Genomic DNA, 26,069 nt, shown 5'->3' with positions numbered 1-26,069 from the left:
CGTCTCGGGTGGTCGGCGTCTGGGGGACGTCGGCCACGGGGCGGGTGGGCCTGGGCGGCGCCCCGCGGTCACGACCGAGGTCGGGACCTGAGGGACGCGACGACTCAGGACTGGGCGAAGAAGGACGCCTCGATGTCGGACTCTACCTCGGGCGCCTCACCGCTCACTGCGACGTGCGCCGGGGAGAGCAGGAAGACCTTGTTCGTGACGCGCTCGATCTTGCCGTAGAGGCCGAGCGACAGGCCGCTCGCGAAGTCGATCATGCGACGCGCGTCGGACTCGGTCATCTGCGAGAGGTTGATGATGACGGGGATCCCGTCGCGGAAGCTCTCGGCGATGGACTGGGCGTCCTTGTACTCGCGCGGGTGGACGGTGAGGATCTCGTTCATTTCCTGGACCGGGGTCGCCTTCTGTGCGGTCGTGTGCGAGCGGCGCAGCGGAGTGACCTGGGCGCCGCGCTGGTGGGTGTGCGGGGCCTTCGCCTCGGGGGCCGCCGCAGCGGGTGCCGCCGCGGGAGCCGCAGCCGCCGGAGCGGGGGTCTCGTGCTGCTGGGCAGCGGGTGCCGTGGACTGCTGCTGCGGCGCGCGCGACTGCGGCTGCGCGCTCTGCGGCTCGTCCTCGTACTCGAGTTCCTCGTCGGCGAGGCCGAGGTAGACCATCGTCTTCTTCAACGGACCGGCCATGGTTCCTCCAGGGGTGTGCGTGCTCGGGGTTGCCCTGTGACGAGGCTAGGGCGCGGCCGGCCGGTTTCCGGTGATTGCCGTCCCGATCCGCAGGTGTGTCGCGCCCTCGGCGATCGCCTCGGCGAAGTCGCCGCTCATCCCGGCGGAGACGTCGGTCGCCGTGGGCACCGTCAGACGCACACGCTCGGAGATCGCCCGGAGCCGCGCGAAGGCGGCTCGGGGCTCCTCGTCGAGGGGCGCGACGGCCATCACGCCGCGCAGGGCGATCGTGCCGGTGGCCAGGACGCGCTCCACCATGGCGTCGACGTCATCGGGCTGCACGCCCCCGCGGCCAGGGTCGTCGGTGAGGTTGACCTGCACGAAGCCGTCGATGACGGGCGGTGCTGGTTCCTCGATGGTGGGTGCGAAGGCGTCGACGACGGACGCCCGGTCGAGCGACTGCACGACACGGGCGTAGCGGCGCACCTGGCGGGCCTTCTTCGACTGCAACTGCCCGACGAAGTGCCAGGTCAGCCCCAGGTCCGCCAGCTCGGCGGCCTTGGCCTGGGCCTCCTGGTGGCGGTTCTCCCCCACGTCGGTCACGCCGAGTGCGGCGAGCTCGGCGACGAGCGACGCCGGGTGGTACTTCGTGACCACGATGAGCGTCAGGTCGTCAGACGAGCGACCGGCCGCCCTGGCCGCGTCGGCGATGCCGTCGCGGACCGAGGACAGCCGGTCCTGGAGGCTCGTGGAGCCGTCCGTCATGTCGTCTTACTTCAGGAAGTCGGGGACGTCGAGCTCGTCGTCGTCACCGTCGAAGGCGGGGTCCGCGGCGCGCTGCGCCGGCGGCTCGTGCTCCTGCGACGCCCACGAGCGTGCCGGGGCGGCGTCCTGCGGGCCGGTCGAGCTCGAACCGACGGGCACGGTGGCACCGGCGTCCGGGTCGACCCAGCTGGCGCGGCGTTCCTTGACCTGCGACGAGGGCTCTCCGCCGTCGAACCCGGCTGCGATGACCGTGACGCGGACCTCGTCGCCGAGGGTGTCGTCGATCACGGCGCCGAAGATGATGTTCGCCTCGGGGTGGACGGCTTCCTGCACCAGGCGGGCCGCGTCGTTGATCTCGAAGATGCCGAGGTTCGAGCCACCCTGGATCGAGAGCAGCACGCCGTGCGCGCCGTCGATGGAGGCTTCGAGCAGCGGCGATGCGACCGCGAGCTCCGCGGCCTTGATCGCCCGGTCGGCTCCCCGCGAGGACCCGATGCCCATGAGCGCCGAACCGGCACCCTGCATGACGCTCTTCACGTCGGCGAAGTCGAGGTTGATCAGGCCGGGGGTGGTGATCAGGTCGGTGATGCCCTGCACGCCGGCGAGCAGCACCTGGTCGGCGGTCGCGAAGGCCTCGACCATCGAGATGCCCCGGTCGGAGATCTCGAGGAGACGGTCGTTCGGCACGACGATGAGGGTGTCGACCTCGTCCTTCAGGCCGGCGACGCCGTTCTCGGCCTGCGACTGACGACGCTTGCCCTCGAAGCTGAAGGGCTTCGTGACGACACCGATGGTCAGCGCGCCGATGGACTTCGCGATGCGGGCGACGACGGGCGCACCACCCGTGCCGGTCCCACCGCCCTCACCGGCGGTGACGAAGACCATGTCGGCCCCCGCGAGGGCCTCTTCGATCTCTTCGGCGTGGTCCTCGGCGGCACGACGGCCGACCTCGGGGTCCGCACCGGCGCCGAGGCCGCGGGTGATCTCGCGGCCCACGTCGAGCTTGACGTCGGCGTCGCTGAGCAGGAGCGCCTGGGCGTCGGTGTTGATCGCGATGAACTCGACCCCACGGAGGCCCAGCTCGATCATGCGGTTGACGGCGTTGACGCCGCCGCCGCCGACACCGACGACCTTGATCACGGCGAGGTAGTTGTGGTTCGTGGTCACGTCAGTCCGGCCTCCGGTAGAACCCTCAACCTCTACTTGAAGTTGCGGGGTTGTGCTGCTATGGGTGGTGCTGGCTTCGACGCTACGGGTGCGCTCCGGGCGGTGTCGCCCCGCCACGCCGCGTGTCGTGCAATGCGGTCCCGCACTTTCTCGGCGCGGCGGTCCGAGCTCAGTCCTGGGTGCGGACGATCCCGTTGTCGGGCGCGGACACGTCGTACTCGACCGCCGTGTCCGGGGCGCGGGTGGCATGGTCCTTCACGAGGGCGTCGAGCAGGGCTGCCTTCGCCGCGGACTCGTCAGGGCTCCCCCACACGACGCGCGAGCCGTCCTTCATGGTGAGGGTCACGTCGTCGGCGGTCGACGCCGCGACGCCGGACACCTGCGACCGCACGGCCGACGGCAGCGCCAGGACGACCTCGGTCATCGTGCGGAACACCGAGGACCCGAGCTTCGCGGACCCGACGTCCGCCAGCGGCATCGTGTCCGGGCGCTTCGTCGAGGACTGCACGACGATGCCGGCGGGGTCGACCAGGTCGAAGGACTTCCCGTTCTCCACCGTCACCACGGGGGCGCGCTCGGTCACCGTGACGACGAGCGTGTGCGGCGGCGACTCCTCGGTCACGTAGCTCTCGATGAGCGGGAAGGCGGCGATGTCCCGCTTGATCGCGGCGGAGTCGAGCCGCGCGAGCGGCGTGCCGATCTGGTCGGACAGCGCCCGGCGCAGCTCGGCGTCGTCGACCCGGCTCGTGCCCTTGACCTCGATCCGCTGGAGTGCCATCAGCGGGGAGAACACGGCGACGAGGATCGAGACGCCGAGCACGACGACGATGCCGCCCGTCGTGATCCAGGCGGCGCGCCGGTGCCGGGAGCGGCGGGTGAATCGACGGACCTCGGCCCGTTCGTGCAGGCGGCGGCGCTTGCGCGCGGCCCTGGCCTCACGCGCGGTCTCGGCAGCGCGGACACCGGCACCGATGGGCGTGGTCGCGGCGTCGGGCTGTCCGGGACGGGAGGCCGTGCGCAGGTCCACGACGTCCGTCGCGCCCGGCGCGTGGTCGCTGTCGCTGTCGCGGTCGACACGGTCACCGTCAACGTCACCGGCGCGGTCGGCGTCGTCACCCTCGTGCCGCGCGTCCGGGTCGTGGTCGCGCCGCGCGTCGCGGTCGTCGTCCGCGTCGACGACGGTGCCGGTCGCCGTGACGTCGGGCAGGTCAGGCAGTGCTCCGGCCGAGCGTGCGGGGGTGGACGCGACCGTCCCGCGGTCCGTGGCGGACGAGGCGGAGGCGAGCGGGGCCTCCTGGGCGTCCTCGACCCCACGGCGGCCGGTGAGCCGCCCGAGTCGCGGGACCCGGCGCTCGCGTGGTGCGGGGTCGTCGCCCTCGTCGGCGGCGGCGCGCTGCGCCGGACGCTCGTCGAAGCCCTCGGGACGCTTCACCTGGAGCTGGCCCCGTCGGTCTGGTCGGCCGGCGCGTCGCCGAGGGCGGTGAGCACCTGCGGGATGATCCGGTACACGTCGCCGCAGCTCAGCGTCATGATGATGTCGCCGTCGCGGGCGACCGCGGCTGCGCGGGCCGAGGCCTCGGCCCAGTCGGGCAGGTAGTCGACGTGGGTCTGGTCGTGGAAGCGCTCCTGCACCAGGGCGCCGGTGACGCCGGGCTCCGGGTCCTCGCGGGCGCCGTAGACGTCGAGGACGACCGTGTGGTCGGCGAGCTGCTCGTAGACCGCGGCGAAGTCCCCGGCCATCATCCGGGTGCGCGAGTACAGGTGCGGCTGGTGGATCGCGATGATCCGGCCGTCGCCGACGACGTTCCGCGCGGCGCGCAGGGCTGCCGCGACCTCGGTCGGGTGGTGGGCGTAGTCGTCGTACACCGACACGCCGCGCTCGACGCCGTGCAGCTCGAAGCGGCGCTCGGTGCCGCCGAAGGCCTCGATGCCGCGGACCGCGTCGGCCGGGGACACCCCGAGCCCGACGAGCACGGCGAAGGCAACGACGGCGTTGACCGCGTTGTGGCGCCCGGGGACGCGGAGCGTGAGGTGGTGGGACTCCCCCGCCGCGCGGAAGCCGACCTCGACGCCGGCCGACTCGACGACGCGCTCGATGCGGACGTTCGCGTCCGCGGCCTCCCCGAACGTGACGACCCCGGCCGCGTGCCCGAGGGCGCGGACCCCGGCGGTGACGCGCTTCGCGCCGGCGTCGTCGCTGGAGACCACGATGCGCTCGCGGGCCTTCGCCGCGAACTCGACGAAGGCGTCGATGAACGCGTCCTCGCTGCCGTAGTGGTCGAGGTGGTCCGCGTCGACGTTCGTGATGAGCGCCACCGCGACGTCGTAGAGCAGGAATGAGCCGTCGGACTCGTCGGCCTCCACCACGAACAGGTCGCTCGTGCCGGGCGCCGAGCTCGTGCCGAGGGACTGGATGACGCCGCCGTTGACGAAGCTCGGGTCGAGGCCGAGCTCGACCATCGCCGTGACGATCATGCCGGTCGACGTGGTCTTGCCGTGGGCCCCCGCGACCGCGACCAGGCGGTGCTGGGCGATGAGGGCGGCGAGGGCCTGGGAGCGGTGCAGGACCGGCAGCCCGCGGCGCTGGGCCTCGAGGAGCTCGGGATTGTCCGGCCAGAGGGCGCTGGTGACGACGATGGTGTCCGCGGCGCCGACGTTGGACGCGTCGTGGCCGATGTGCACCTCGGCGCCGAGCTCGCGCATCCGCCCGGTCGTCGCGGTCTCGCGGGAGTCGCTGCCCGTGACACGGTGCCCGGCGGCGAGGAACATCCGCGCGATCCCGCTCATGCCGGAGCCGCCGATGCCGACGAAGTGGACCGTGCCGAGGTCGTCCGGGATCGGCTGGGTCAGGTCCGGCTTGATGGTCATGGTTCCTCCGTGCTGCTGCCGTGCGTGGTGCTGTCGTGCGTCGAGTCGCCGTGCCTGGTGCTGTCGTGCGTCGTGCTGTCGTGCGTCGCGCCGCCGTGCGAGCGGGGGCTGGTGCCCGTGGCGGCCGTCCGTCCGGCGTCGAGGACCAGGTCGGTCATCCGGTCGGCACCGTCGCGGTGGCCGACACTGCCCGCACGCATCGCCATGTCGGCGATCCGCGCGCGGTCCTGCAGGAGCGTCAGGAGCTGGAACGTCACCCAGTCCTGGTCGAACTCCTGGTCGGCGACGAGCACCGCACCCCCCGCCTCGACGACGTCGCGGGCGTTGTGCCGCTGCTCGCCGTTGCCGACAGGGTACGGCACCAGGACGCTCGGCAGCCCGACGGCCGCGAGCTCGCACACCATGCCGGCACCGGCTCGCGACACCACGAAGTCCGAGGCGGCGTACGCCAGGTCCATCCGGTCGCAGTACGGCAGGACGGTGTACCCGTCGAGGTCGCTCGGGCCGATGTCGGACTTGCCGCCGACGACGTGCAGCACCTGCCACCCGGCGCCGACGATGGACGCCGCCGAGCGGTTCACGGTGCGGTTGATGCTCCGGGCACCGGAGGACCCACCGGTCACGAGCAGCACGGGTCGGTCCGGGTCGAGCCCGAACTCGGCGAGGCCCTCCGCCCGGCGCGTACGACGGTCGAGGTCCTCGACCTCACGGCGGAGCGGCATCCCGACCAGGCGGGAGTGGCGCAGCCGGGTGTTCGAGAACGTCACCCCCACGTGGTGCGTCAGGAACGCCGCGAGCCGGTTCGCCAGGCCCGGCTTGGCGTTCTGCTCGTGCACGACGATCGGGGTGCCGGTGCGCTTCGCCGCGATGTACGCCGGAGCGGCCGCGTAGCCGCCGACCCCGAGGACGACCTCGACGTCGTGCTCGCGGATGAGCTGTTCCGTCCGTCGCACCGCTCGCCAGAAGGCACCGGGGAAGCGCAGCGCCGCGGCGTTGGGCTTGCGCGGGAACGGCAGCCGCGGGATGGTCAGGAGCTCGTAGCCGCGCATCGGCACCAGGCGGGACTCGAGGCCCTCCGCCGTGCCGAGCACGAGGACGCGGTCCTCCGGGGAACGCTCGGTCAGCCGGTCGGCGACGGCGAGCAGGGGGTTCACGTGGCCGGCGGTGCCCCCGCCGGCGAAGAGGTAGGTGCTCACCGCACGCTCCCGTTCCTGGTGCGGACGTCGTGGACGTCGTGGGCGCGGGACAGCGCGTTCTTCCCGGGGATCTCCCGCGCGAAGGACAGGACGACGCCGATCGCGACGAGCGTCATGATGAGCGCGGACCCGCCCGCGGAGATGAGCGGGAGTGGGACACCGAGCACCGGCAGCAGGCCGAGGACCACCGCGATGTTGACGAGTGCCTGCCCGATCACCCAGGCGAGCACGCCGCCGGTGACGGTCCGGACGAAGGGGTCGTCCGACAGGCGGATGACCTTGATCATGCTGATGGCGAGCACCACGAAGAGCGCCAGCACGACGACGCAGCCGATGAGCCCGAGCTCCTCGCCGACGATCGCGAAGATGTAGTCGTTGTCGGCCTCGGGCAACCAGGACCACTTCGCCTTGGAGTTGCCGAGCCCGACGCCGAACACCCCGCCGGACGCCAGCGCCCACATGCCGTGCACGGGCTGCCAGCAGATGTCCTGCGCCTGGTTCGAGTCGGTGCACCCGGAGAGCCAGGCGCTGATGCGGACCTGCCGGGAGCTCGACGCCATCGTGACGACGGGCAGCAGGACCGCGATCGCCGCGATGCCGACCGCCAGGTGTCGCAGCCGCACACCGCCGACGAACAGGCTGCCGAAGACCAGGATCACCATGATCATCGCGGTGCCCTGGTCGCCGCCGAGCAGGACGAGGCCGATGGAGACCGCGGTGGCCAGGCCGACCGGGATGAAGACCTCGCGCCAGTCGTGCAGCTTCTCGCGCTTGCGGAACAGCACCGCGCCGATGCCCAGCACGAGTGCGAGCTTGAGGAACTCGGACGGCTGCGCGGTGACCCCGCCGAAGCCGATCCAGTTGCGGTTGCCCTGCACGTCGATGCCGATCGGGGTGAACACGAGCAGCTGGAGCACCAGGCCGGCCCCGACGATGCGCATGGCCCAGCGGCGCCAGAACTCGGCGGGGAACCGGCTCACCACGAGCATGAGCGGCACGCCGATGAGCGCGTAGAGGCCCTGCTTGGCGAAGGCGCCGAAGAAGCCGTGCTTGTACCGGTACTCCTCGACGCTCGAGGACGAGAGCACCATCACGACGCCGAACACGACCAGGAACAGCGTCACGCCGAGGATCGCGTAGAAGCTGCTCGACTCGGCGACGAAGACGTTCCGGACCGCGACGACGGCACCGTTCGCCCGGCGTCCGGCAGCAGAGCGGCTCGAGGTCGTGCCGGGCCGCCCCGCCGTGGTCGTCGTGCGCGCCGTCGCTGTGCGCGCCGTCGCTGCGCTGGCCGTCGCCGTGTTGGCCGCCGCTCGGCCGCTACGGCCGTTCGCCGGAAGATCCGTCGGTGTCGCCATCGGCGTCGCCTCCCAGGTGCTCGTGGACCGCCGCCGCGAAGCGCTCGCCCCGGTCGGCGTACGAGCCGAACTGGTCGAACGACGCGGCAGCCGGGGCGAGGAGGACCGTGTCGCCCGACCTCGCGATCGACGCGGCATGTCGGACCGCCTCGGGCATGACCTGATCAGTGTCCGTTGCTTCGACCTGCAGGACCGGCACCGTCGGCGCGTGTCGCGCGAATGCCTCCACGACCGGGCTGCGATCCGTGCCGATGACCACGACGCCGCGGGCTCCGGGGCCGAACTCCTCGACGAGGGCCTCGACGTCGACGCCCTTGAAGAGGCCACCGACGATCCAGACGACCGAGGGGAACGCCGACAGCGACGCCGTCGCGGCGTGCGGGTTCGTCGCCTTGGAGTCGTCGACCCAGGCGATGCCGTTCGCGGTGGCCACGTGCTCGGTGCGGTGGTGGTCGGCGCGGAAGGCCCGGACCGCGCGCTGGATGGCCGAGGGACAGACCGTGCCGGCGCGTGCCAGGGCCGCGGCGGCGAGCACGTTCATGGCCATGTGCGGGCTCGCGAGCCCGGCGGCCTCGAGGTCCTCGTGCGTGGCGAGCTCGAGCGCGCTGCTGCGGCGGTCCTCGACGAAGGCGCGGTCGCACAGGACGTCGTCGACGATCCCGACGTCGCCGGCAGCCGGGACGCCCGGCGTGAACCCGACGGCACGGCAGCCCTCGACCACGTCGGCTTCCTCGACCATGCGGCGGGTCGCCTCGTCGGTGACGTTGTAGACGCAGGCCAGCACGGTGCGCTCGTACACCTTGGCCTTGGCCGCGCGGTAGGCCTCGGCGGACCCGTGCCACTCGAGGTGGTCGTCGGCGATGTTGAGGCAGACCGAGGCCAGGGGCACGACCGCGCCGTCCCCGGAGTCCGCCATGTAGTGCAGCTGGTGGCTGGAGAGCTCGACGACGAGGACGTCGAAGCCCTCGGGGTCGCGCACGACGTCGAGGACGGGGACACCGATGTTGCCGCAGGCCACGGCCCGCAGGCCCTCTTCCTGGTACATCGCGGTGGTGAGCTGCGTCGTCGTGGTCTTGCCGTTCGTGCCGGTGATCGTCACCCACGGGGCGGCGACCGGGCCGCGGACGACCTTGTCGCGCACACGCCAGGCGAGCTCGACGTCCCCCCAGACCGTGCTGTGCTCGGTGGCCCAGCGGACGGTCGCGTTGTGCGGCGGCAGCCCGGGCGACACGACGACCAGGTCGGGTGCCTGGCGCTCCAGGTCCGCGGGCACGGCATCGAGCGGCGTCTGCACGAACCGGGCGCCGATCACCGCGAGCAGCTCGACGCTGTCCGCGGGGGCGTCGGTCGAGTAGACGGTGACGGTGCTGCCGAGCTCCACCAGGGTGTCAGCGACCGAGAACCCGGTGGCCCCGAGACCGAGCACGGCCACGTCGAGGCCCTTCCAGCCCTCGGACCACCAGCTGTCGAGCCCGTCGAGACGATCAACCAACGCGTGCGATCCATTCCAGGTAGAAGAGTCCGACACCGGCGGCGACGCAGAGTCCGGCGATGATCCAGAACCGCACGACCACCGTCACCTCGGCCCACCCCTTGAGTTCGAAGTGGTGGTGCAGCGGGCTCATCCGGAAGATGCGCTTGCCGTGGGTGATCTTGAAGTACGCCCGCTGCACGATGACCGAGCCGGTGACGATGAAGAACAGGCCGCCGATGAGGATGAGCAGCAGCTCGGTGCGGCTGAGGATCGCGAGACCCGCCAGCGCGCCGCCGAGGCCGAGCGAACCGGTGTCGCCGAGGAAGATCTGTGCCGGCGACGTGTTGTACCAGAGGAAGCCGATCAGGCCACCGCAGACCGCGGCCGCGACGACGGCGAGGTCGAGCGGGTTCGTCACGGTGTAGCAGGCGTGCTCCGTGCTCGCGTCGAGCCGCGCACCCCCGCAGATCTGGTTCGACTGCCAGAAGCCGATGATCACGTACGAGCCGATCGCCAGGATGCTCGACCCGGTCGCGAGGCCGTCGAGGCCGTCCGCCACGTTGACGCCGTTCGACGTCGACACCGTGAGCAGGACGATCCAGGCGAGGAACAGGATGGTGCCGATGACCGTGCCCAGGGCCATGAAGTCGAGCCACGGGATGTCCCGGATCGCCGAGATCATGGTGGATGCGGGCGGCTTGCCCGTCGAGCTCGGCACCACGAGTGCGACGGTCGCGAAGATGACGCCGACGATGACCTGGCCGAGGATCTTCGCCCACCCGCCGAGCCCGAGGCTCCGCTGGCGACGTACCTTGAGGAAGTCGTCGACGAACCCGACCAGGCCGAGCCCGACCATCAGGAACAGCACGAGCATGCCCGAGAGCGTGACGGAGTCCCGCCCGACCAGGTGCCCGACGAAGTAGCCGATCACCGTGCCGAGGATGAGCACGATGCCGCCCATCGTCGCGGTGCCGCGTTTGGTGTGGTGCGACTGCGGACCGTCGTCACGGATGAACTGGCCCCACCCGAGACGGTGGAACAGCCGGATGAACAGGGGCGTGAGCAGGAGTGTGAACACCAGCGACACGGCGCCGGCGATCAGCAGGGCGATCATGCGGGGACACCTCCGAGGCGGTCGCCGAGGAACCGCAGCCCGGCCGACTTCGAGGACTTGACGAGGACGACGTCGCCGGGGCGGACCATCTCCTGCAGGGTCTGGACGGCGTCGTCGACGTCCTCGATGAACACGGACTCGCCGTCCCACGATCCCTCGAGGGTGGCGGCCTGGTGGATCGCCATCGCGCCGCGGCCGACGACCACGAGCTGGCCGATCCCGAGCCGGACGACGAGCCGACCGATGGTGTCGTGCTCCTCCACCGAGAACTCGCCGAGCTCGGCCATCTCGCCGAGGACCGCGATGGTGCGCTCCCCGGGTCGGACGACCTGCACGAGCGTGCGGAGGGCAGCGGCGGTGGAGTCGGGTGAGGCGTTGTAGGCGTCGTTGATGACGGTGACGCCCTCTGGCCCGCCCTGGAGCAGCTCCATGCGCCAGCGCTCTGCCCGCGTCATGGACGCGAGCGCGGCGGCGCCGTCGGCGAGCGGGACGCCCCAGCGGTGGGCGACGGCCAGGGCGGCCGTCGCGTTCATCGCGTGGTGCTCGCCCAGGATGGCGAGGCGGACGTCGACGGTCTCGGGGACCTGCTCCGAGCCTCCCGGCTGGTCCTGGTCCTGGTCCTGTCGGCCGGGAGGCGCGGTGAGCGTGAAGCGCGTGCCGTCACGGTCCGTGGACACACCGGTCAGGCGGTAGTCGGCGTCATCGGACGTGCCGAAGCCCACGACGTGGGCGGCCGTGAGGCCGCGCATCGCCGCCACCCGGTCGTCGTCGACGTTCAGCAGGGCGGTCGCGGAGGCCGGCAGGTCGGTGACCATCTCGGACTTCGCGCGCTGCGTGGCCTCGATGCCGCCGAACTCGCCGGCGTGCGCGAGGCCCACCTTGAGGACGACGCCCGTGTCGGGCTCGGCGATCGCAACGAGCTTCGCGATGTGGCCGATGCCGCTGGCGCCCATCTCGACGACGAGGTACCGGGTGTCGTGGGTGACGCGGAGCATCGAGATCGGTGCACCGACGTGGTTGTTGAAGGAGCCCTCGGGTGCGACGGTCTCACCGTGCTCGGCGAGGATCGTCCGCAGCATGTTCTTCGTGCTGGTCTTGCCGTTCGAGCCGGTGATGCCGACGACGCGCAGCCCGGCGGCACGGCCGTGCTCGTCGGTCCGGTCGGCGCTGGACGCACGGACGCGGGCGACGACCTCGTGCGCGAGCGCGGCGAGGGCGGCGTAGCCGTCGGCCACGACGACCTGCGCGGTGGCGCTGCCGTCGGGCAGGTCGGTGGCGCGCTCGGTGACGACCAGGGCGGCACCCGCGTCGGCCGCGGACGGCACGAAGCGGTGGCCGTCCGTCTCCTCACCGAGGAGCGCGAAGAAGACGCTGCCGGGGCCGACCAGGCGGGAGTCGGTCTCCACGGAGCCGTCGACGATCGTGTCGGCGGCACCGCGGACCAGCTCGCCGTCGACCGCTGCTGCGATCTCGGCGAGGGACATGGCGATCATCGCGTTTCCTCCACCGGGCCGGCGTTCGGCTCCCAGCCGGCCTCGCGGAGGGCCGCACGGGCCTCGTCGCGGGCGGAGTACGGCGTCCTGACGCCCTGGATGTCGCGGTAGTCCTGGTGTCCGGGCCCGGCCCAGAGGATCGAGTCCCCCTCGCCGACCAGTGCCACGGCGGCGCGGATCGCGGCCTCCGGGGGGCTGACCTCGTGGATCTCGTGGTCCGGGAAGGCCGCACGGGCGGCGTCGACCAGCGTGGTCCGGATCGAGGCGGCGTCCTCGAAGCGCGGGTGGTGGTCGGTCACGACGAGGATGTCGGAGCCCTCGGCGGCGACGCGGGCCATGTCGCCGCGCTTGGTCGTGTCGCGGTCGCCGTCGGCGCCGAAGAGCATGACGACCTTGCCCGGCGTGAACTGCCGGACGGCGGCCAGGGTGTTGAGGAAGGCGTCGGGGCTGTGGCCGAAGTCGACGTACACGCTCGGACCGTGCTCGCCGGAGACGCGCTCGGTGCGCCCGGGCAGGTAGCACTCGATGGCGCTGACGCGCTGGCCGTCGGTCTCGTCGGGGTAGCGGCGGTGGCCCGACTCGAGCGCCTGCGCGACGGCTCCGAGCTCGAAGCCGCCCTCGACGAGCATCACGATCGCCAGCGCGGCGTTCGCGGCCATGTGCCAGCCGATGAGCGGCACGCGGGTGGTGAGCTCGCGGCCCTCGGGTCCGGTGAGGCGGAACTCGGTGTACGCAGCCTGGGCGTCGGTGATGTCGACGTGCCACTCGGCCTCGACCTCGGGGTGCACCGTGATGGTCGTCACCGGGATGCGGGAGTCCTGCACGACGCGGTGGCCCCAGTCGGTGTCGAGCGAGACGACGCCGCGGCGACCGTGCTCCGGCTCGAACAGCGGGAGCTTCGCGCGGTAGTACTCCTCCATGTCGGCGTAGTCGTCGAGGTGGTCGTGGCTGAGGTTCGTGAACGCCACGACGTCGAAGACGATGCCGTCGACCCGGTGGCGGCTGAGGGCCTGCGCACTCACCTCGACGGCGACCGCGCGCACCTCGCTCTCGCGCATCCGGGCGAGGAGGGCGTGCATCTCGCTGGCCTCTGGTGTGGTCAGGCGGCTCGTCACGCTGAGCGAGCCGATGTGGCGCTCCGCGGTCGAGCTCAGGCCGGTGACCAGGCCGAGCTGCTTGAGGATGCCCTCGAGGATGTAGGAGGTGCTCGTCTTGCCGTTCGTCCCGGTCACGGCGAAGAGCTGCGGGAGGTCCTCGGCCTCGTCCGGGTGCGTGCGGTAGACCCAGGCGGCCACGTCACCGAGGGCCGCGCGGGGGTCGTCGACGACGAGCACGGGCAGACCGGCCGGCTCGGCCAGGGCGACACCGTCGGCGTCGGTCAGCACCGCGACGGCACCGCGCTCGGCGGCGTCGGCGGCGAACTGCGCGCCGTGCCGGTTCGCACCGTGCACGCCGACGAACAGGTCACCCGGCTGCACCTCGGCGGCGCTCAGCGTGACGCCGGTCGTCTCGACGCCGTCGAGCGAACCGACGACGCGGAGCCCGAAGGCGTTCGCGAGTTCGGCCACGGCCCTCGGGGTCGGGTGTTCGGGCCGGAGGACCGGGGGGATCCGTGCGGACAAGTGCTCCTTCTTCCTCACCACGTGGACGGGTAGGTCTTCGCCTCGGTCGTGGAGGGGGCGACACGGTACTTCTCGAGCACCTGGGACATCAGGGTACGGAACGCCGGAGCGGCGGAGCTGGAGAACTTGTGTCCCGGCCCCGGCTTCGTGAACGTCACCGTGACAACATACTGGGGGTCCTCGGCGGGTGCCATTCCGGCCACCGAGATGATCCGGTCGGAGCCGTAGCCCTTCGCACCGTCCGCGACCTCCGCCGTACCCGTCTTCGCGGCGATGTTGTAGCCGGAGATCGGCTTCATGCCGACCGAGCGTGCCGCCGGTGACGACGCTCTGGAGCATGTCGGTCACCTGCTCGGCGGCGCCGGCCGACACGACGCGCTCCGGCTGCACGTCGGGCGCGTCGATCGTCTTGCCGTCGGCCGTCGTGCAGCCCTTGATGAAGTGCGGCGGGATGCGCACGCCGCCGTTCGCGAGGGTCTGGTAGATCCCCGCGACCTGGATGGCCGTCGTCGAGATGCCCTGGCCGAACATGGAGTTGATGTCGGTCTGCTGGTCCCAGTTCGGGCTCGCGCCGTACTGCATGCCGGGCTGACCCGGGTACTCGATCCCCGGCTCCGGCTGGAACAGGCCGAACTTCTTCATGACGTCGTAGCGCTGCTGCGTCGTGAGCCGCGCGCCGAGCTCCGTGATGCCGACGTTCGAGGAGTCCCGGAGGATGCCCGTCAGCGTCAGGTTCTCGGTCGCGTGGTACTCGGAGTCGTGGATGGTGCCGCCCCACGGGAACGTGCGGGAGTACGGCACCGAGATGCCCGTCGTCGGCGTGGCCTTGCCCTGGTCGATGAGCGCCGCCGCGATGGCCGACTTGATCGTCGAACCCGGCTCGTAGGAGTCCGTCAGGGCTCGGGACCCGTACGCACCCTTGTCCGTCGTCGCGTCCACGTCGTTCGGGTCGACCGTCGGGTAGTCCGCGACCGCGAGGATCTCCCCCGTCTTCACCTTCGTGACGGTCGCCGTGGCGGACACGGCACCGATCTGCTGCGCGGCGTCGGCGATGTCCTGCGACGCCATGTACTGCAGGTCGCTGTCGATGGTGGTCTCGAGGGTGCCGCCGTTCGTGGCCTGCTTCTTCGTCACGGTGCTGCCGGGCAGCTGGACGCCGTCCTCGCCACGTTCGTAGGTCTCGGAGCCGTTCGTGCCGGCGAGGCAGCTGTTGTACGCCAGCTCGAGGCCGGCCTGCGCGCCGTCGGTGCCCATGAAGCCGGTCAGGTTGCCGGTCGTGGCGCCGGTCGGGTACGTCCGGGCCGACTGCTGCTGCGGGTACAGCCACGGGACGTCGAGCGCACGGACGGCCTCGTACCGCTTCACGTCGAGGCCCTTGACCAGGTAGGCGAAGTCGGACGTCGGGTCGGCGGCGATCGCCTTCTCCATGGCCGCGACCTCACCGCCGGAGGCCTCGGCGATCGCGGTCAGGGCAGCGTCGACGCTGACCTGCTTGACGCGGGTGCCGCCGAGCTTGCCCGTGAAGGACTTGACGAGCCGCGGCGCGGTCGTGATGTTGTACCGGGTGACGCTGTCGGCCAGCGCGGTGCCGTCGCGGTCGACGATCGACCCGCGCGTGCCGTAGAGGGTCACGGGGATGCTGCGCTTCGCCTTCGACTGCTCGTTGAGCTCGGCGGCCTGCACGACCTGGATGTCGACCAGGCGCACGACGAACACCGCCACGAGCGCGATCACGGCGATGATGACGACGCTGTAGCGGAGTCGGCGGTTGCGGATCGTCTTCGTCACGCTGTGCGGTCCTTCCGGGGTCCTGACCCGCAGGTCACCGGGTGGAGGGTGCCTGGAGCTGGTTCGGGTCGGACTCTACGGACGACTTCGAGGAAGCCCCGTCCGACGCGCTGGCGCCGCTGGTCTTCCCAGTGTCACCCGTCGCAGCGGCGTCCTCCTCGGCCGGCGCAGCGGCTTCGGGTGCAGCAGCTGCAGGAGCGGCAGCGGCCGGCGCAGCAGCCGTGGGAGCGGCAGCGCCGTTCTCCTTGCTCGTCGTCGTGTCGCCCCGCGTCGCCGCGAGGGGCACGCCGTCGAGCAGCGAGTTCGGTACCTGGTTCGCGGTGTTGCCAGTCGCTTCCTCGGGCGTCGCGGGCGTCGGCGTGCCGAAGACCCGGCCCGTCGTCGGGTCGAGGTAGACCGGCGTCGAGTTCGCGATCATCCCGAGTGCCTGGGCGTTGCGAGCGAGGTTCTGCGGCGAGTCGAGCACCCGGAGCTCCTCGGACAGCGACTGCTGCGACCGGCTCAGCGTGGTCTGCTCGGCGGACAGCGAGTTCAGCTCGTAGGCGCCCTGGCTCAGGACCATGCTGATGCCGAGCTGCGCAAGCAGCAGCGTCCCGAGGGCCGTGACGCCGACGACGGCGTACGCGATGCGTGGGCGTGCTCGGCGCTGGGCCTTCGTCGGGGCGACCTCGACGAGCTCCGGCCGGGGGCGGGAGGGCCTGGGCGCGCGCGACGGGGCGACGGTGGGGTCGACGAGTGCGAGGTTCGTGCTCATGTCACTTCCGGATCCGCTCGGCCGCGCGGAGTCGCACGGGCGTTGCTCTGGGGTTGGCGGCGCGTTCGGCCTCGTCGGCCAGTTCCGCGCCCTTGACGACCAGGGAGAAGGTGGGGGCGTGCTCGGGGAGCTCGACGGGCAGGTCGGCTGGGGCACTGGACGTCGTCCGCGCGACCAGCGCACGCTTGACGATGCGGTCCTCGAGCGACTGGTAGGACTCCACCACGATCCGGCCACCGACGGCGATGGCGTCGAGCGCCGCGGGGATCGCCCGCTCGAGCACGCTCAGCTCCGTGTTGACCTCGATGCGGAGCGCCTGGAACACGCGCTTCGCCGGGTGTCCCTGACGCTGGATCGCGACGGGGGTGGCGTCGTGGAGGACCTGGACGAGGTCACCCGACATCGAGAAGGGCGTCTCGGTCCGGCGTTCGACGATGGCCTTGGCGTAGCGGCCGGCGAGCTTCTCCTCGCCGTAGCGCTGGAAGATGCGCCGCAGTTCGCCCTCGTCGTAGTCCGCGAGGACCTCGGCGGCGGTGATGCCCTGCGTCCGGTCCATGCGCATGTCGAGCGGGGCGTCCTGGCTGTAGGCGAACCCGCGCTCAGCCCGGTCGAGCTGCAACGAGGAGACGCCGAGGTCGAACAGCACACCGTCGACGGTGGCGAAGCCCTCGTCCGCGATGGCCGTCCGGATCTCGTCGTACACGGTGTGCACGAGCCGGACGCGGTCCCCGAACCGGGCGAGGCGCTCCCCCGCGATGCCGAGGGCGTCGGTGTCGCGGTCGAGGCCGATGAGCGTCAGCTCGGGGAAGCGCTCGAGGAGGCCCTCCGAGTGGCCGCCCATGCCGAGCGTGGCGTCGACGACGACCTTGCCGGGGCCGTCGAGCGTCGGCGTGAAGAGGTCCACGATCCGCTCGAGCATGACGGGTGTGTGTGGGAACCGTTCGGGTGTGCTCATGTGCAGCCCCTCGCGTCCGCTGGGCCACGGGTCCGGATCCCCATCCATACCGACCTGACACCGGGGAAGGTGCATCAGGGCGTACGGCTGGGAGTCCCGATCCGCGGATCAGAAGACGCCCGGGATCACCTCCTCGTCGTTCTCGGCGAAGGCCTCTTCGGCTTCGGCGTAGTAGGCCTCCCACGCGGTGGTCGACCAGATCTCGGCACGGTCACCGCTGCCGATGACCGTGAGGTCCCGCTCGAGCCCCGCGTACTCACGGAGGTTCTGCGGGATCGTCACGCGGTTCTGCTTGTCGGGCTGTTCTGCGCTGGCCCCCGAGAGGAACAGGCGCATGTAGTCCCTGGTGCGCTTCGACGTCATCGGTGCCTGGCGGACGCGTTCGTGGATCTCCTCGAACGTCCTGGCGCTGAAGACGACGACGCAGCGTTCCTGACCGCGGGTCATCACGAGCCCCCCGGAGAGTTCCTCGCGGAACTTGGCGGGGAGGATCACGCGACCCTTCTCGTCGAGCTTGGGGGCATGGGTACCGAGCAACACGTCGGGGCCTCCCCTCAGCTCCACCGGTCAGCGACAGGCTCCACGGTACTCCACTTCCCTCCACTTCAGGGTGAAAGCCCTCCCCGAAACCGGCGCAGACCCCCGTTCTGGGGGCCGGTCTGGAGGCTCGGCGAGGCCCCGACACGTCCCGCACCCCCGGAACGGCGCGGATCGGCGTCGCGGGGTCGACCGGGGAGCGAAGTGGAGGACTTTCGCAGTCCCGGGGCGCGCGGTGGGCGGTGCGGGTCACCCCGCGCGGGGCGGGGGCGGCTCCGGCGTGAGCTGGGGGCGCTTCCGGGCATGAAGAAACGGGGCCGGCCCGTGATGGGCCGACCCCGTGGAGGAGTGTGGAGGGGGAACTACTGGTTCGGGTCGTTGCGCTTGTCCCAGCGCTCGTTCATGCGGTCCATGAAGGACCCGCCGGTCGACGAGCCACCGGACGCCGGGCCACGGCTGCCACCGGACGACGGCGTCCGTGGTGCCCTGCCCGAGGGCTTCGGTGCGCCCATGCCCGGACGAAGTGCGAACAGCACCCCGGCGAGCATGACGACGAAGCCGACGATGCCGATGAGGGGCTGGCGCATGACCAGCCCGAGGATGACGATGGCGACTCCAGCGAGCGCTCCCAGGACACCGATGGTGATCGACGTGTACGTCGGTCGCCCCTGTCGCCGGGTGACGCGCGCCACGAAGTCGGAGTCGTTCTGATAGAGGCTGCGTTCCATCTCTTCGAGAAGTCGCTGCTCTTGCTCCGAAAGTGGCATCCGGATTCCCTCTTTGTCCCTGGGATCGACGCGTGGATTGGGTGGACCGATACTACGACCGGGCCACCCACTAGGCTAGGCACCGTGGCTGAGAGTACGCGATTAGTGGACCTCGTCTCGGCACGGATCGATCGGGCACTGGACGACCAGCGTGATCGACTCGCTGCGATCAGTCCGGACCTGGCTCCGTTCGACGAGTTCGCCCGAGACCTCCTGTCCGGTGGCAAGCGCTTCCGGGCCCTGTTCTGCTACTGGGGGTGGCAGTCCGTGGCAGGGCGTTCCGGGTCGTTCGACCCGCTGGCGGAGGGCTCCCGACAGACCACCGCCGAGGCGATCGTGACGGTCGCTGCGGCACTCGAGGTCTTCCACGCGGCCGCCCTGGTCCACGACGACATCATGGACCGCTCGGACACCCGTCGCGGGCGTCCGGCTGCCCACCGTCGCTTCGAGTCCCGACACCAGGACTCGGGCTGGGTCGGCGACCGCGGCCTGTACGGCACGAACTCCGCGCTGCTCCTCGGCGACATGCTGCTCTCGCTGAGCGACGCCGTCTTCGACGAGGGCCTGGCGCTGCTCGACCCCGCACGGGCCCGCGTCGTCCGCCAGGAGTTCCACGCCATGCGGCTCGACGTCACCGCCGGGCAGTACCTCGACATCCACGAGGAAACGGCATGGCCGACCGTGGACGAGGCCGAGCACCTGCTCCGTGCCCAGCGCGTGGTCGTGTTCAAGTCGGCGAAGTACTCGGTCGAGGCCCCTCTCGTCATCGGCGCCCTGGTCGCCGGCGCCTCCGCGTCGCAGCTCGAGGGGCTCCGCGCGTTCGGGCTCCCCCTCGGCGTGGCCTACCAGCTCCGCGACGACATGCTCGGTGTCTTCGGCGACCCCGAGGTCACTGGCAAGCCGGCGGGCGACGACCTCCGCGAGGGCAAGCGCACCGTCCTCATCGCCTCGGCACGCAAGGCGCTGCCCGGTGGGTCCCGCGCACTGCTCGACGAGCTCCTCGGCGACCCGGACCTCGACGAGGCCCAGGTGCAGATGCTCCGGGCCACGCTCACCGAGTCCGGCGCCGTGACCGCGGTCGAGCGCTCGATCGACCGGCACGTGCAGCGCGCCAAGGCAGCGCTCGACGCCGCCCCGCTGACGCCGTCGGCACGCGAGCAGCTCGCGTCGCTGGCCGACACGGTCAGCCGGCGGTCCGCCTAGCCCGCACCGACGACGGGAGGCCCGGTGCCAGCTGGCACCGGGCCTCCCGTCATGGACGGCTAGAGCAGGGACTGCGCGACGCGACGCACCTCGGCCTTGCGGCCGGCGCGCAGCGCGTTGATCGGCGAGTCACCGATGGTGTCGTCGACGGCGAGCATCCACCGGACGGCCTCGTCGTCGGTGAAGCCGTTGTCGCCGAGTACGACAAGCGTGCCGCGCAGCTCGGGCAGCGGTTCGGCGTCGTCGAGGAACTCGACGGGGACGCGCAGGACACCGCCGACGCGCGCCGCGAGCAGCGTCCGCTGCTCGAAGAGCCGGTGGACGCGGCCGGGGCTGACGCCCAGCAGGTCGACGAGGTCGGGGACCGTCAGCCAGCGTTCGGAAAGGGACATGTCATCCGTGGGTGTGGCACTCACACGCCCATCGTGCCAGAGAGCAGCCCCGGTGCGAACCACTCGTCCGTCACATCGGCCACACACGACGCATCCGACTCTCTGGTTGACTTGCGATTCACGACATGCCAGCGTGGAGCCGCCTGTGAGCGCGCTGCCGCGTCCCCACAGCTCACCCGCCCTGACAGGAGCACCCCGTGGACACCGACGCCGACGACCGCGCACGACGCGCACGTTCCGCCAGATTCGCCACCATGCCCATCGTGCTGGCCGGGACGATCGCCGTCACCGCCGGGCTCACCGGCCCGGTCGCGCACGCCGAGACGCGGCACGACGACGACGGTGCCGCGAACAAGCGCCACGTCGACGAGGACCACAACGTCGGGCACCGCTCGGTCTACAGCCCCGCCGTGGCCCGTGCGGCGAAGCCGACCATCACGACGGTGTCCGCCGTGCGGAAGGCCCCGACCACGTACTCCGTCCAGCAGGGTGACACGGTGTCCGGCATCGCGGCCCGCTACGGCCTGTCGGCGCAGGAGGTCCTCGTGCGCAACGGCCTCGGCTGGAACACGATCATCCACCCCGGACAGACGCTGCACCTGGCCTCGACCCCGGCCGTGGCTGCCCCCGTCCGTGCCGCCGCGCCGAGCGGTGCGGTCTACCACGTCAAGCAGGGCGACACCGTCTCGGGCATCGCGGCCCGTGTGGGCGTGTCGACCTCGGCCATGCTCGGGGCGAACAGCCTGTCGCTCGGCAGCATCATCCAGCCGGGCCAGGCGCTCCGGGTCCCCCGTGCCGCGTCGGTCCCCGCGGCAGCGCCCGTGGCCGCCGCACCCGCAGCGGCTCCGGTCACCGCAGCACCGGCGTCCGCCAAGGCCGGGTCCGTGAAGATCGGTGCCGGTCAGACGATCGCGTCGATCGCGGCCGCACACGGGGTCGCCGTGTCCGCGCTCCTGTCGGCGAACGGGCTCACCTACACGAGCACGATCTACGCGGGCAAGACCCTGGTGCTCCCGACGTCCGGACCGTCGCTCTCCGCCGAACAGCGGGCGAACGCCCAGACGATCGTGAACGTCGGTCGCTCCCTCGGCGTGCCCGACCGCGGCATCGTGATCGCCCTCGCCGCGGCGATGCAGGAGTCGAGCCTGCGCAACCTGCCGCACGGCGACCGTGACTCCGTCGGCCTGTTCCAGCAGCGCCCGAGCCAGGGCTGGGGCACCGCGGCACAGCTGCAGGACCCCACGTACGCCACCCGCCTGTTCTTCGGCGGCCGCTCCAACCCGAACAAGGGCACGACCGCCGGGCTGCTCGACGTCCGCGGGTGGGCCTCCAAGAGCGTGGCCGACGCCGCCCAGGCCGTGCAGATCTCCGCCTACCCGAAGGCGTACGCGCAGTGGGAGCAGTCCGCGACCGCCTGGCTGGCGACGCTCTGAGCGCCGTCGCGGTCGGGACGGCACCGGCCTCCCGACCGCGGGCGCGACTCATCCTCCAGGTCGAGATTGCATCACGGCCGGTGCGTCCCCGCCGACGGATCGCGCCCGCCTTCGTAGAATGCCGCCGATGAGCACCAACGCCGCCACGGACCCCATGATCGGTCGCATGATCGATCAGCGGTACCGCGTCCGCTCCCGCATCGCGCGCGGGGGCATGGCGACGGTGTACCTGGCGACCGACGTACGGCTCGAACGCCGCGTGGCGATCAAGATCATGCACGGCCACCTGGCCGACGACCAGGCCTTCCGGGAGCGCTTCATCCAGGAGGCCCGCTCGGCAGCGCGACTGTCCCATCCGAACCTGGTCGGCGTGTACGACCAGGGTGCCGAGGACGACACCGCCTACATCGTCATGGAGTACATCCCCGGCATCACACTGCGGGACCTCCTGCAGGAGCACCACGCCCTGACGCCCGAACAGGCGACCGACATCCTCCGCGCCGTGCTGGCCGGACTGGCGTCGGCGCACCGGGCCGGCATCGTGCACCGTGACCTCAAGCCCGAGAACGTGCTCCTCGCCGACGACGGCCGCATCAAGCTCGGCGACTTCGGCCTGGCCCGCGCCGCGTCGCAGAACACCGCCACGGGGGCGGCGCTGCTCGGGACCATCGCGTACCTGTCCCCCGAGCTCGTCACCCGCGGCGCCGCCGACTCCCGCAGCGACGTCTACGCGGTCGGCATCATGCTGTACGAGATGCTCACCGGCGAACAGCCCTACAAGGGCGAGCAGCCGATGCAGATCGCGTACCAGCACGCCAACGACACCGTCCCGGCCCCGAGCGTGGTCACGCCTGGCGTCCCCTCGGAGCTCGACGACCTGGTCACGTGGGCGACGTCCCGCGACCCCGACGACCGTCCTCGCGACGCCCGCGAGATGCTCGAGCACATCAACGGCAACCAGCAGCGCGCGACCGGGCAGTACCGCACCGCCGTGCTGCGGCCGGAGAACGCCACCGCGATCCTGCCGGCCGGCGCGCCGAACCCCGACTGGGCACGCGACGCGACCGACGCCACCACGGTGCTCGAGCCCCGACGCTCCGGCGGAGCCCCGACCACCGACCGTGGACGCAACCAGCCCGGGCCGCGTCGCACCGGGCAGGCCCCCGGCGCGCTCTCCCCCGCCAGCCAGCGCCTCGCCGACAAGGCGGCCAAGCGCCGGAAGCGCGGCTGGATCGCCCTCGTCGTGTTCGTCGTCCTGGCCCTGGCTGCCGCCGGCGTCGGCTGGTGGTTCGGACCCGGGCCCGGCGGGAACGTCCGGATCCCCCAGGTCGCTGGCAAGTCCGTGTCCCAGGCCCGCCAGATGCTCGAGGCCGAGGGGCTTCGTGCCGCCGACCGCACCGGTGCTCGGTTTGACACCGTCATCGCGAAGGGCCGCGTGTCCGCGACCGCTCCGGCCGCGGCACGCGTGGTGCAGAAGGGCACCGCGATCCAGATCCTCGTGTCGAACGGCCCGAAGATGATCGCCCTCCCCGCGATCGTCGGACAATCGGTCTCCACCGCGCAGGCGGCACTCGACGACGACTTCGACCTGCAGGACCCGCAGTACCAGTTCTCGGCCGACGTGCCGAAGGACACCGTGATCGCGGCGACCGGCCGTGGCACCGGTGGCACCACCATCGACCTGTCCTCAGTGCCCGAGTACGGCGAACGCGGACCCGTCACGCTCACCGTGTCGCTCGGCGCCGTCCCCGACGTCGCCGGGAAGACCGTCGCGCAGGCACAGGCAGCGCTCGAAGCCGTCGGGCTCACCCTGGGCACCCAGGACTCCCGCTACAGCGACGACGTCCCCACCGGAGCGGTCCTGTCCTCCAGCGCGCACGACGACCCCGCCGTCAAGGGCACGGCCGTCGACGTCGTCGTGTCGAAGGGCCCGACGCCGATCACGCTGCCGAAGGTCGAGGGTGCGAGCATCGACCAGGCATCGTCGACGCTCGAGGCCCTGGGGCTCAAGGTCTCCTACCCGGACTGCACGAACGTGCTCTGCAGCTTCTACGACTGGAAGGCCAACCTGCCGGTGAAGGCCACTGACCCTGCCCCCGGCACCACGGTCTACAAGGGCGACACGATCACCCTGTCCTACCCGCAGTAGCCCGCCGAGCAGTGGCCCGCCGAGTCTCGGCCGGGCGGGCACTGCGCGCGGCGCGGACCGCGCAGCGTGTCCGGTGAGCCGAGTCTCGGCAGCGGTGCGCGCTGGGCGCGACCACGTGACGGACGGGAGGCCCGGTGCCAGCTGGCACCGGGCCTCCCGTCCGCGGGGTGGGCGCTACGGGCGCGCGGGGTACGGGTGCGCGCCGAGCTCCTCGGCCACCAGGAACGCCAGTTCCAGCGACTGCATGTGGTTGAGGCGCGGGTCGCACAGCGACTCGTAGCGGGTCGCGAGGGTGGCCTCGTCGATCTGCTCGGAACCACCGAGGCACTCGGTGACGTCGTCGCCCGTGAGCTCGACGTGCATGCCGCCTGGGTACGTGCCGGCTTCGCGGTGGACCTCGAAGAAGCCGAGGACCTCGTCCACGACGTCGTCGAAGCGACGGGTCTTGTAGCCCGTCGGCGTGGTGAGGCCGTTGCCGTGCATGGGGTCCGTGACCCAGAGGGGGTTGGCCTCCATGCCCTTGATGGCCTGCAGCAGCTTGGGGAGCTCGTCGCGGATCCTCCCCGCGCCCATGCGGGTGATGAACGTCAGGCGGCCCGGCTCGCGGTTCGGGTCGAGCTTGTCGATGAGGGCTTCCATGTCGGACACGCTCGTCGTCGGGCCGAGCTTCACGCCGATGGGGTTGCGGACGCGCGACAGGAAGTCCACGTGGGCGCCGTCGAGGTCGCGGGTGCGCTCCCCGATCCAGATGAAGTGGCCGGAGGTGTCGTAGGCGAGCCCCGAGCGGGAGTCGATCCGGGTCATCGGGCGCTCGTAGTCCATGAGCAGGCCCTCGTGCGAGGCGAAGAACTCGACGTGCTTGAGCTGCTCGAAGTCCGCACCGCAGGCGTCCATGAACCGGATCGCGCGGTCGATCTCCTTCGCGAGGTGCTCGTACCGGGCGTTCGCGGGGTTGGACGCGAAGCCCTTGTTCCACGAGTGCACCTGGCGCAGGTCGGCGAACCCACCCTGCGTGAAGGCACGGACCAGGTTCAGCGTCGACGCGGCCGTGTGGTAGCCCTGCACCAGGCGGCGCGGGTCTGCCTGGCGGCTCTCCGGGGTGAAGTCGTAGCCGTTGACGATGTCACCGCGGTACGCCGGCAGGGTGACGTCGCCGCGGGTCTCGAGGTCGCTCGAGCGGGGCTTGGCGAACTGCCCGGCCATGCGGCCCATCTTGATGACGGGCATCGAGGCGCCGTACGTCAGCACGACGGCCATCTGCAGGATCGTCTTGACGCGGTCCCGGATCGAGTCGGCGGTGGCGCCGGCGAAGGTCTCGGCGCAGTCTCCACCCTGCAGCAGGAAGGCCTTGCCCTGCGCGGCGGCGGCGAGGCGGTCGCGGAGCTGGTCGACCTCCCCCGCGAAGACGAGGGGCGGCAGCGTCGCGATCTCGGCCGAGGCGGCCTCGGCTGCGGCCTGGTCGGGCCAGGTGGGCTGCTGCTTGATCGGGAGGGTGCGCCAATAGTCGAGGCCCTCGATGACGTCCGGGTCCTGCAGGGCGACGAAGTCGGGCGACTCGGACAAGGCGGTACCTCTGAGTTCTCGTGGGTGGCGCTCCCGACGGTGCTGCCGGGACCGTCTGAGCCTACCGTCCGGCCGTGCCCCGTCGCTCGCGCTTGGCGGTAGCCCGCACGACCTGTGCGCGGGCGGAGCTCGCACGCTCCTTGACGCTCGTCGCGTAGACGTCCTCGTACTCCTGGCGGCTCAGCCCGGCGAGCTCGTGCATGACCTCGTCGGTGACGCTGCGGAGGATGAAGCGGTCGGTCTCGAAGCCCTGGAAGCGGGAGAAGTCGAGCGGCTTGCCGAACACGACGCCCACGCGCTTGAACTTGGGGAAGCGCTGGCCGATCTGCTGGACCTCTCGGGTGCCGACCATCGCGACGGGGATGACGAGCACGCGGCCCTCGAGGATCATCCGCGCGATGCCGGTGCGGCCGCGGTACAGCTTGCCGTCGGGGCTGCGGGTGCCCTCGGGGTAGATGCCGAGCTGCTCACCGCGTGCCAGCACCTGCAGTCCCGTGCGGAGCGAGGCCTCGGAGGCCTTGCCACCGGACCGGTCGATCGGCAGCTGGCCGATGGCGTTGAAGAACGTCTTCGTCGCCCAGCCCTTGAGCCCGCGGCCCGTGAAGTAGTCGCTCTTCGCCAGGAAGGACATCCGCCGGTCGAGCACCGCGGGCAGGATCACCGAGTCGATGAACGAGACGTGGTTCGAGGCGAAGATCACCGGTCCCGACGCCGGCACGTGCTCGCGCCCGACGACCCACGGCCGGAACAGCGTCAGGATGAGCGGGCCGAGCAGGAAGTTCTTGAGCAACCAGTAGAGCATCATCGAC

Annotated in this window: 21 protein-coding genes and 1 pseudogene; 3 read left to right on the top strand and 19 right to left on the bottom strand. The window is 71.5% G+C overall.

The features are described from left to right. Positions 1-104: 104 nt before the first annotated feature. The 16 genes and pseudogenes from OVA28_RS11225 to OVA28_RS11150 form a co-directional block, all read right to left on the bottom strand. Entirely contained in the window at positions 105-683 is a 579-nt protein-coding gene (locus tag OVA28_RS11225; RefSeq protein WP_268097005.1) for a cell division protein SepF, read from the bottom strand. Positions 684-728: 45 nt separating this feature from the next. Continuing rightward, positions 729-1,427 carry a YggS family pyridoxal phosphate-dependent enzyme gene (locus OVA28_RS11220; RefSeq protein WP_268097004.1) on the bottom strand — a complete coding sequence of 233 codons (699 nt, stop codon included), beginning with the start codon at positions 1,425-1,427 and terminating at the stop codon, positions 729-731. 6 nt (positions 1,428-1,433) lie between these two features. After that, positions 1,434-2,594, bottom strand: a complete 1,161-nt coding sequence (ftsZ, locus tag OVA28_RS11215; RefSeq protein WP_194626028.1) for a cell division protein FtsZ — start codon at positions 2,592-2,594, stop codon at positions 1,434-1,436. 169 nt (positions 2,595-2,763) lie between these two features. Beyond that, complete coding sequence (locus OVA28_RS11210; RefSeq protein WP_268097003.1) at positions 2,764-4,026, bottom strand: FtsQ-type POTRA domain-containing protein; 1,263 nt, start codon at positions 4,024-4,026, stop codon at positions 2,764-2,766. Next, complete coding sequence (gene murC, locus OVA28_RS11205; RefSeq protein ID WP_268097002.1) at positions 4,023-5,462, bottom strand: UDP-N-acetylmuramate--L-alanine ligase; 1,440 nt, start codon at positions 5,460-5,462, stop codon at positions 4,023-4,025. The genes OVA28_RS11210 and murC overlap by 4 nt, the downstream gene beginning before the upstream one ends. Beyond that, positions 5,459-6,658 (bottom strand): UDP-N-acetylglucosamine--N-acetylmuramyl-(pentapeptide) pyrophosphoryl-undecaprenol N-acetylglucosamine transferase, encoded by a 1,200-nt coding sequence (locus tag OVA28_RS11200; protein ID WP_268097001.1) that lies wholly within the window; start codon positions 6,656-6,658, stop codon positions 5,459-5,461. Before OVA28_RS11200 ends, murC begins: the two co-directional genes overlap by 4 nt. Continuing rightward, entirely contained in the window at positions 6,655-8,016 is a 1,362-nt protein-coding gene (gene ftsW / locus OVA28_RS11195; protein ID WP_268097000.1) for a putative lipid II flippase FtsW, read from the bottom strand. Before ftsW ends, OVA28_RS11200 begins: the two co-directional genes overlap by 4 nt. After that, the gene (gene murD, locus OVA28_RS11190; RefSeq protein ID WP_268096999.1) at positions 7,979-9,508 is read right to left on the bottom strand and encodes a UDP-N-acetylmuramoyl-L-alanine--D-glutamate ligase; all 1,530 of its coding nucleotides are present in this window, start codon (positions 9,506-9,508) and stop codon (positions 7,979-7,981) included. The genes ftsW and murD overlap by 38 nt, the downstream gene beginning before the upstream one ends. Further along, positions 9,501-10,604 carry a phospho-N-acetylmuramoyl-pentapeptide-transferase gene (mraY, locus tag OVA28_RS11185; RefSeq protein ID WP_268096998.1) on the bottom strand — a complete coding sequence of 368 codons (1,104 nt, stop codon included), beginning with the start codon at positions 10,602-10,604 and terminating at the stop codon, positions 9,501-9,503. Before mraY ends, murD begins: the two co-directional genes overlap by 8 nt. Then, positions 10,601-12,097: a UDP-N-acetylmuramoyl-tripeptide--D-alanyl-D-alanine ligase gene (locus tag OVA28_RS11180; RefSeq protein WP_268096997.1), complete on the bottom strand. Its 1,497-nt coding sequence runs from the start codon at positions 12,095-12,097 to the stop codon at positions 10,601-10,603. Before OVA28_RS11180 ends, mraY begins: the two co-directional genes overlap by 4 nt. Beyond that, the gene (locus tag OVA28_RS11175; RefSeq protein ID WP_194662547.1) at positions 12,094-13,719 is read right to left on the bottom strand and encodes a Mur ligase family protein; all 1,626 of its coding nucleotides are present in this window, start codon (positions 13,717-13,719) and stop codon (positions 12,094-12,096) included. The genes OVA28_RS11180 and OVA28_RS11175 overlap by 4 nt, the downstream gene beginning before the upstream one ends. Positions 13,720-14,040: 321 nt before the next feature. After that, positions 14,041-15,351 (bottom strand): annotated as a pseudogene (locus OVA28_RS11170) (peptidoglycan D,D-transpeptidase FtsI family protein); the annotation flags it as partial. Positions 15,352-15,541: 190 nt separating this feature from the next. Beyond that, the gene (locus OVA28_RS11165) at positions 15,542-16,261 is read right to left on the bottom strand and encodes a hypothetical protein (protein ID WP_268096996.1); all 720 of its coding nucleotides are present in this window, start codon (positions 16,259-16,261) and stop codon (positions 15,542-15,544) included. Between the two features lies 1 nt (position 16,262). Next, entirely contained in the window at positions 16,263-17,216 is a 954-nt protein-coding gene (gene rsmH, locus OVA28_RS11160; RefSeq protein WP_268096995.1) for a 16S rRNA (cytosine(1402)-N(4))-methyltransferase RsmH, read from the bottom strand. Positions 17,217-17,324: 108 nt separating this feature from the next. After that, entirely contained in the window at positions 17,325-17,756 is a 432-nt protein-coding gene (mraZ, locus tag OVA28_RS11155) for a division/cell wall cluster transcriptional repressor MraZ (protein ID WP_194662556.1), read from the bottom strand. A 359-nt stretch (positions 17,757-18,115) separates the two neighbouring features. Beyond that, entirely contained in the window at positions 18,116-18,520 is a 405-nt protein-coding gene (locus OVA28_RS11150) for a DUF3040 domain-containing protein (RefSeq protein ID WP_194662558.1), read from the bottom strand. A gap of 84 nt (positions 18,521-18,604) precedes the next feature. Between OVA28_RS11150 and OVA28_RS11145 the strand changes: the two genes are divergently transcribed. Then, positions 18,605-19,723 (top strand): polyprenyl synthetase family protein, encoded by a 1,119-nt coding sequence (locus OVA28_RS11145; RefSeq protein WP_268096994.1) that lies wholly within the window; start codon positions 18,605-18,607, stop codon positions 19,721-19,723. A gap of 59 nt (positions 19,724-19,782) precedes the next feature. On the opposite strand, the gene OVA28_RS11140 is transcribed toward OVA28_RS11145, so the two are convergent. Continuing rightward, positions 19,783-20,115: an Rv2175c family DNA-binding protein gene (locus tag OVA28_RS11140; RefSeq protein ID WP_194662562.1), complete on the bottom strand. Its 333-nt coding sequence runs from the start codon at positions 20,113-20,115 to the stop codon at positions 19,783-19,785. Between the two features lie 254 nt (positions 20,116-20,369). Between OVA28_RS11140 and OVA28_RS11135 the strand changes: the two genes are divergently transcribed. After that, on the top strand, positions 20,370-21,548 hold the full coding sequence (locus OVA28_RS11135) for a LysM peptidoglycan-binding domain-containing protein (RefSeq protein WP_194662564.1): 1,179 nt from the start codon (positions 20,370-20,372) through the stop codon (positions 21,546-21,548). Between the two features lie 127 nt (positions 21,549-21,675). Beyond that, positions 21,676-23,697, top strand: coding sequence for a Stk1 family PASTA domain-containing Ser/Thr kinase (pknB, locus tag OVA28_RS11130; RefSeq protein WP_268096993.1), 2,022 nt, complete (start codon positions 21,676-21,678; stop codon positions 23,695-23,697). 174 nt (positions 23,698-23,871) lie between these two features. Here the strand turns inward: pknB and OVA28_RS11125 are convergent, their stop codons facing one another. Both OVA28_RS11125 and OVA28_RS11120 read right to left on the bottom strand, forming a co-directional pair. Continuing rightward, positions 23,872-25,260 (bottom strand): class II 3-deoxy-7-phosphoheptulonate synthase, encoded by a 1,389-nt coding sequence (locus OVA28_RS11125; RefSeq protein WP_268096992.1) that lies wholly within the window; start codon positions 25,258-25,260, stop codon positions 23,872-23,874. Between the two features lie 61 nt (positions 25,261-25,321). Next, entirely contained in the window at positions 25,322-26,062 is a 741-nt protein-coding gene (locus tag OVA28_RS11120) for a lysophospholipid acyltransferase family protein (RefSeq protein ID WP_267420382.1), read from the bottom strand. Positions 26,063-26,069: the final 7 nt, after the last annotated feature.

This window comes from Curtobacterium sp. SL109, from assembly GCF_026672405.1.
In the GTDB taxonomy this organism is placed as follows: Bacteria; Actinomycetota; Actinomycetes; order Actinomycetales; family Microbacteriaceae; genus Curtobacterium.
This window is presented reverse-complemented; position numbering and strand designations above follow the sequence as displayed.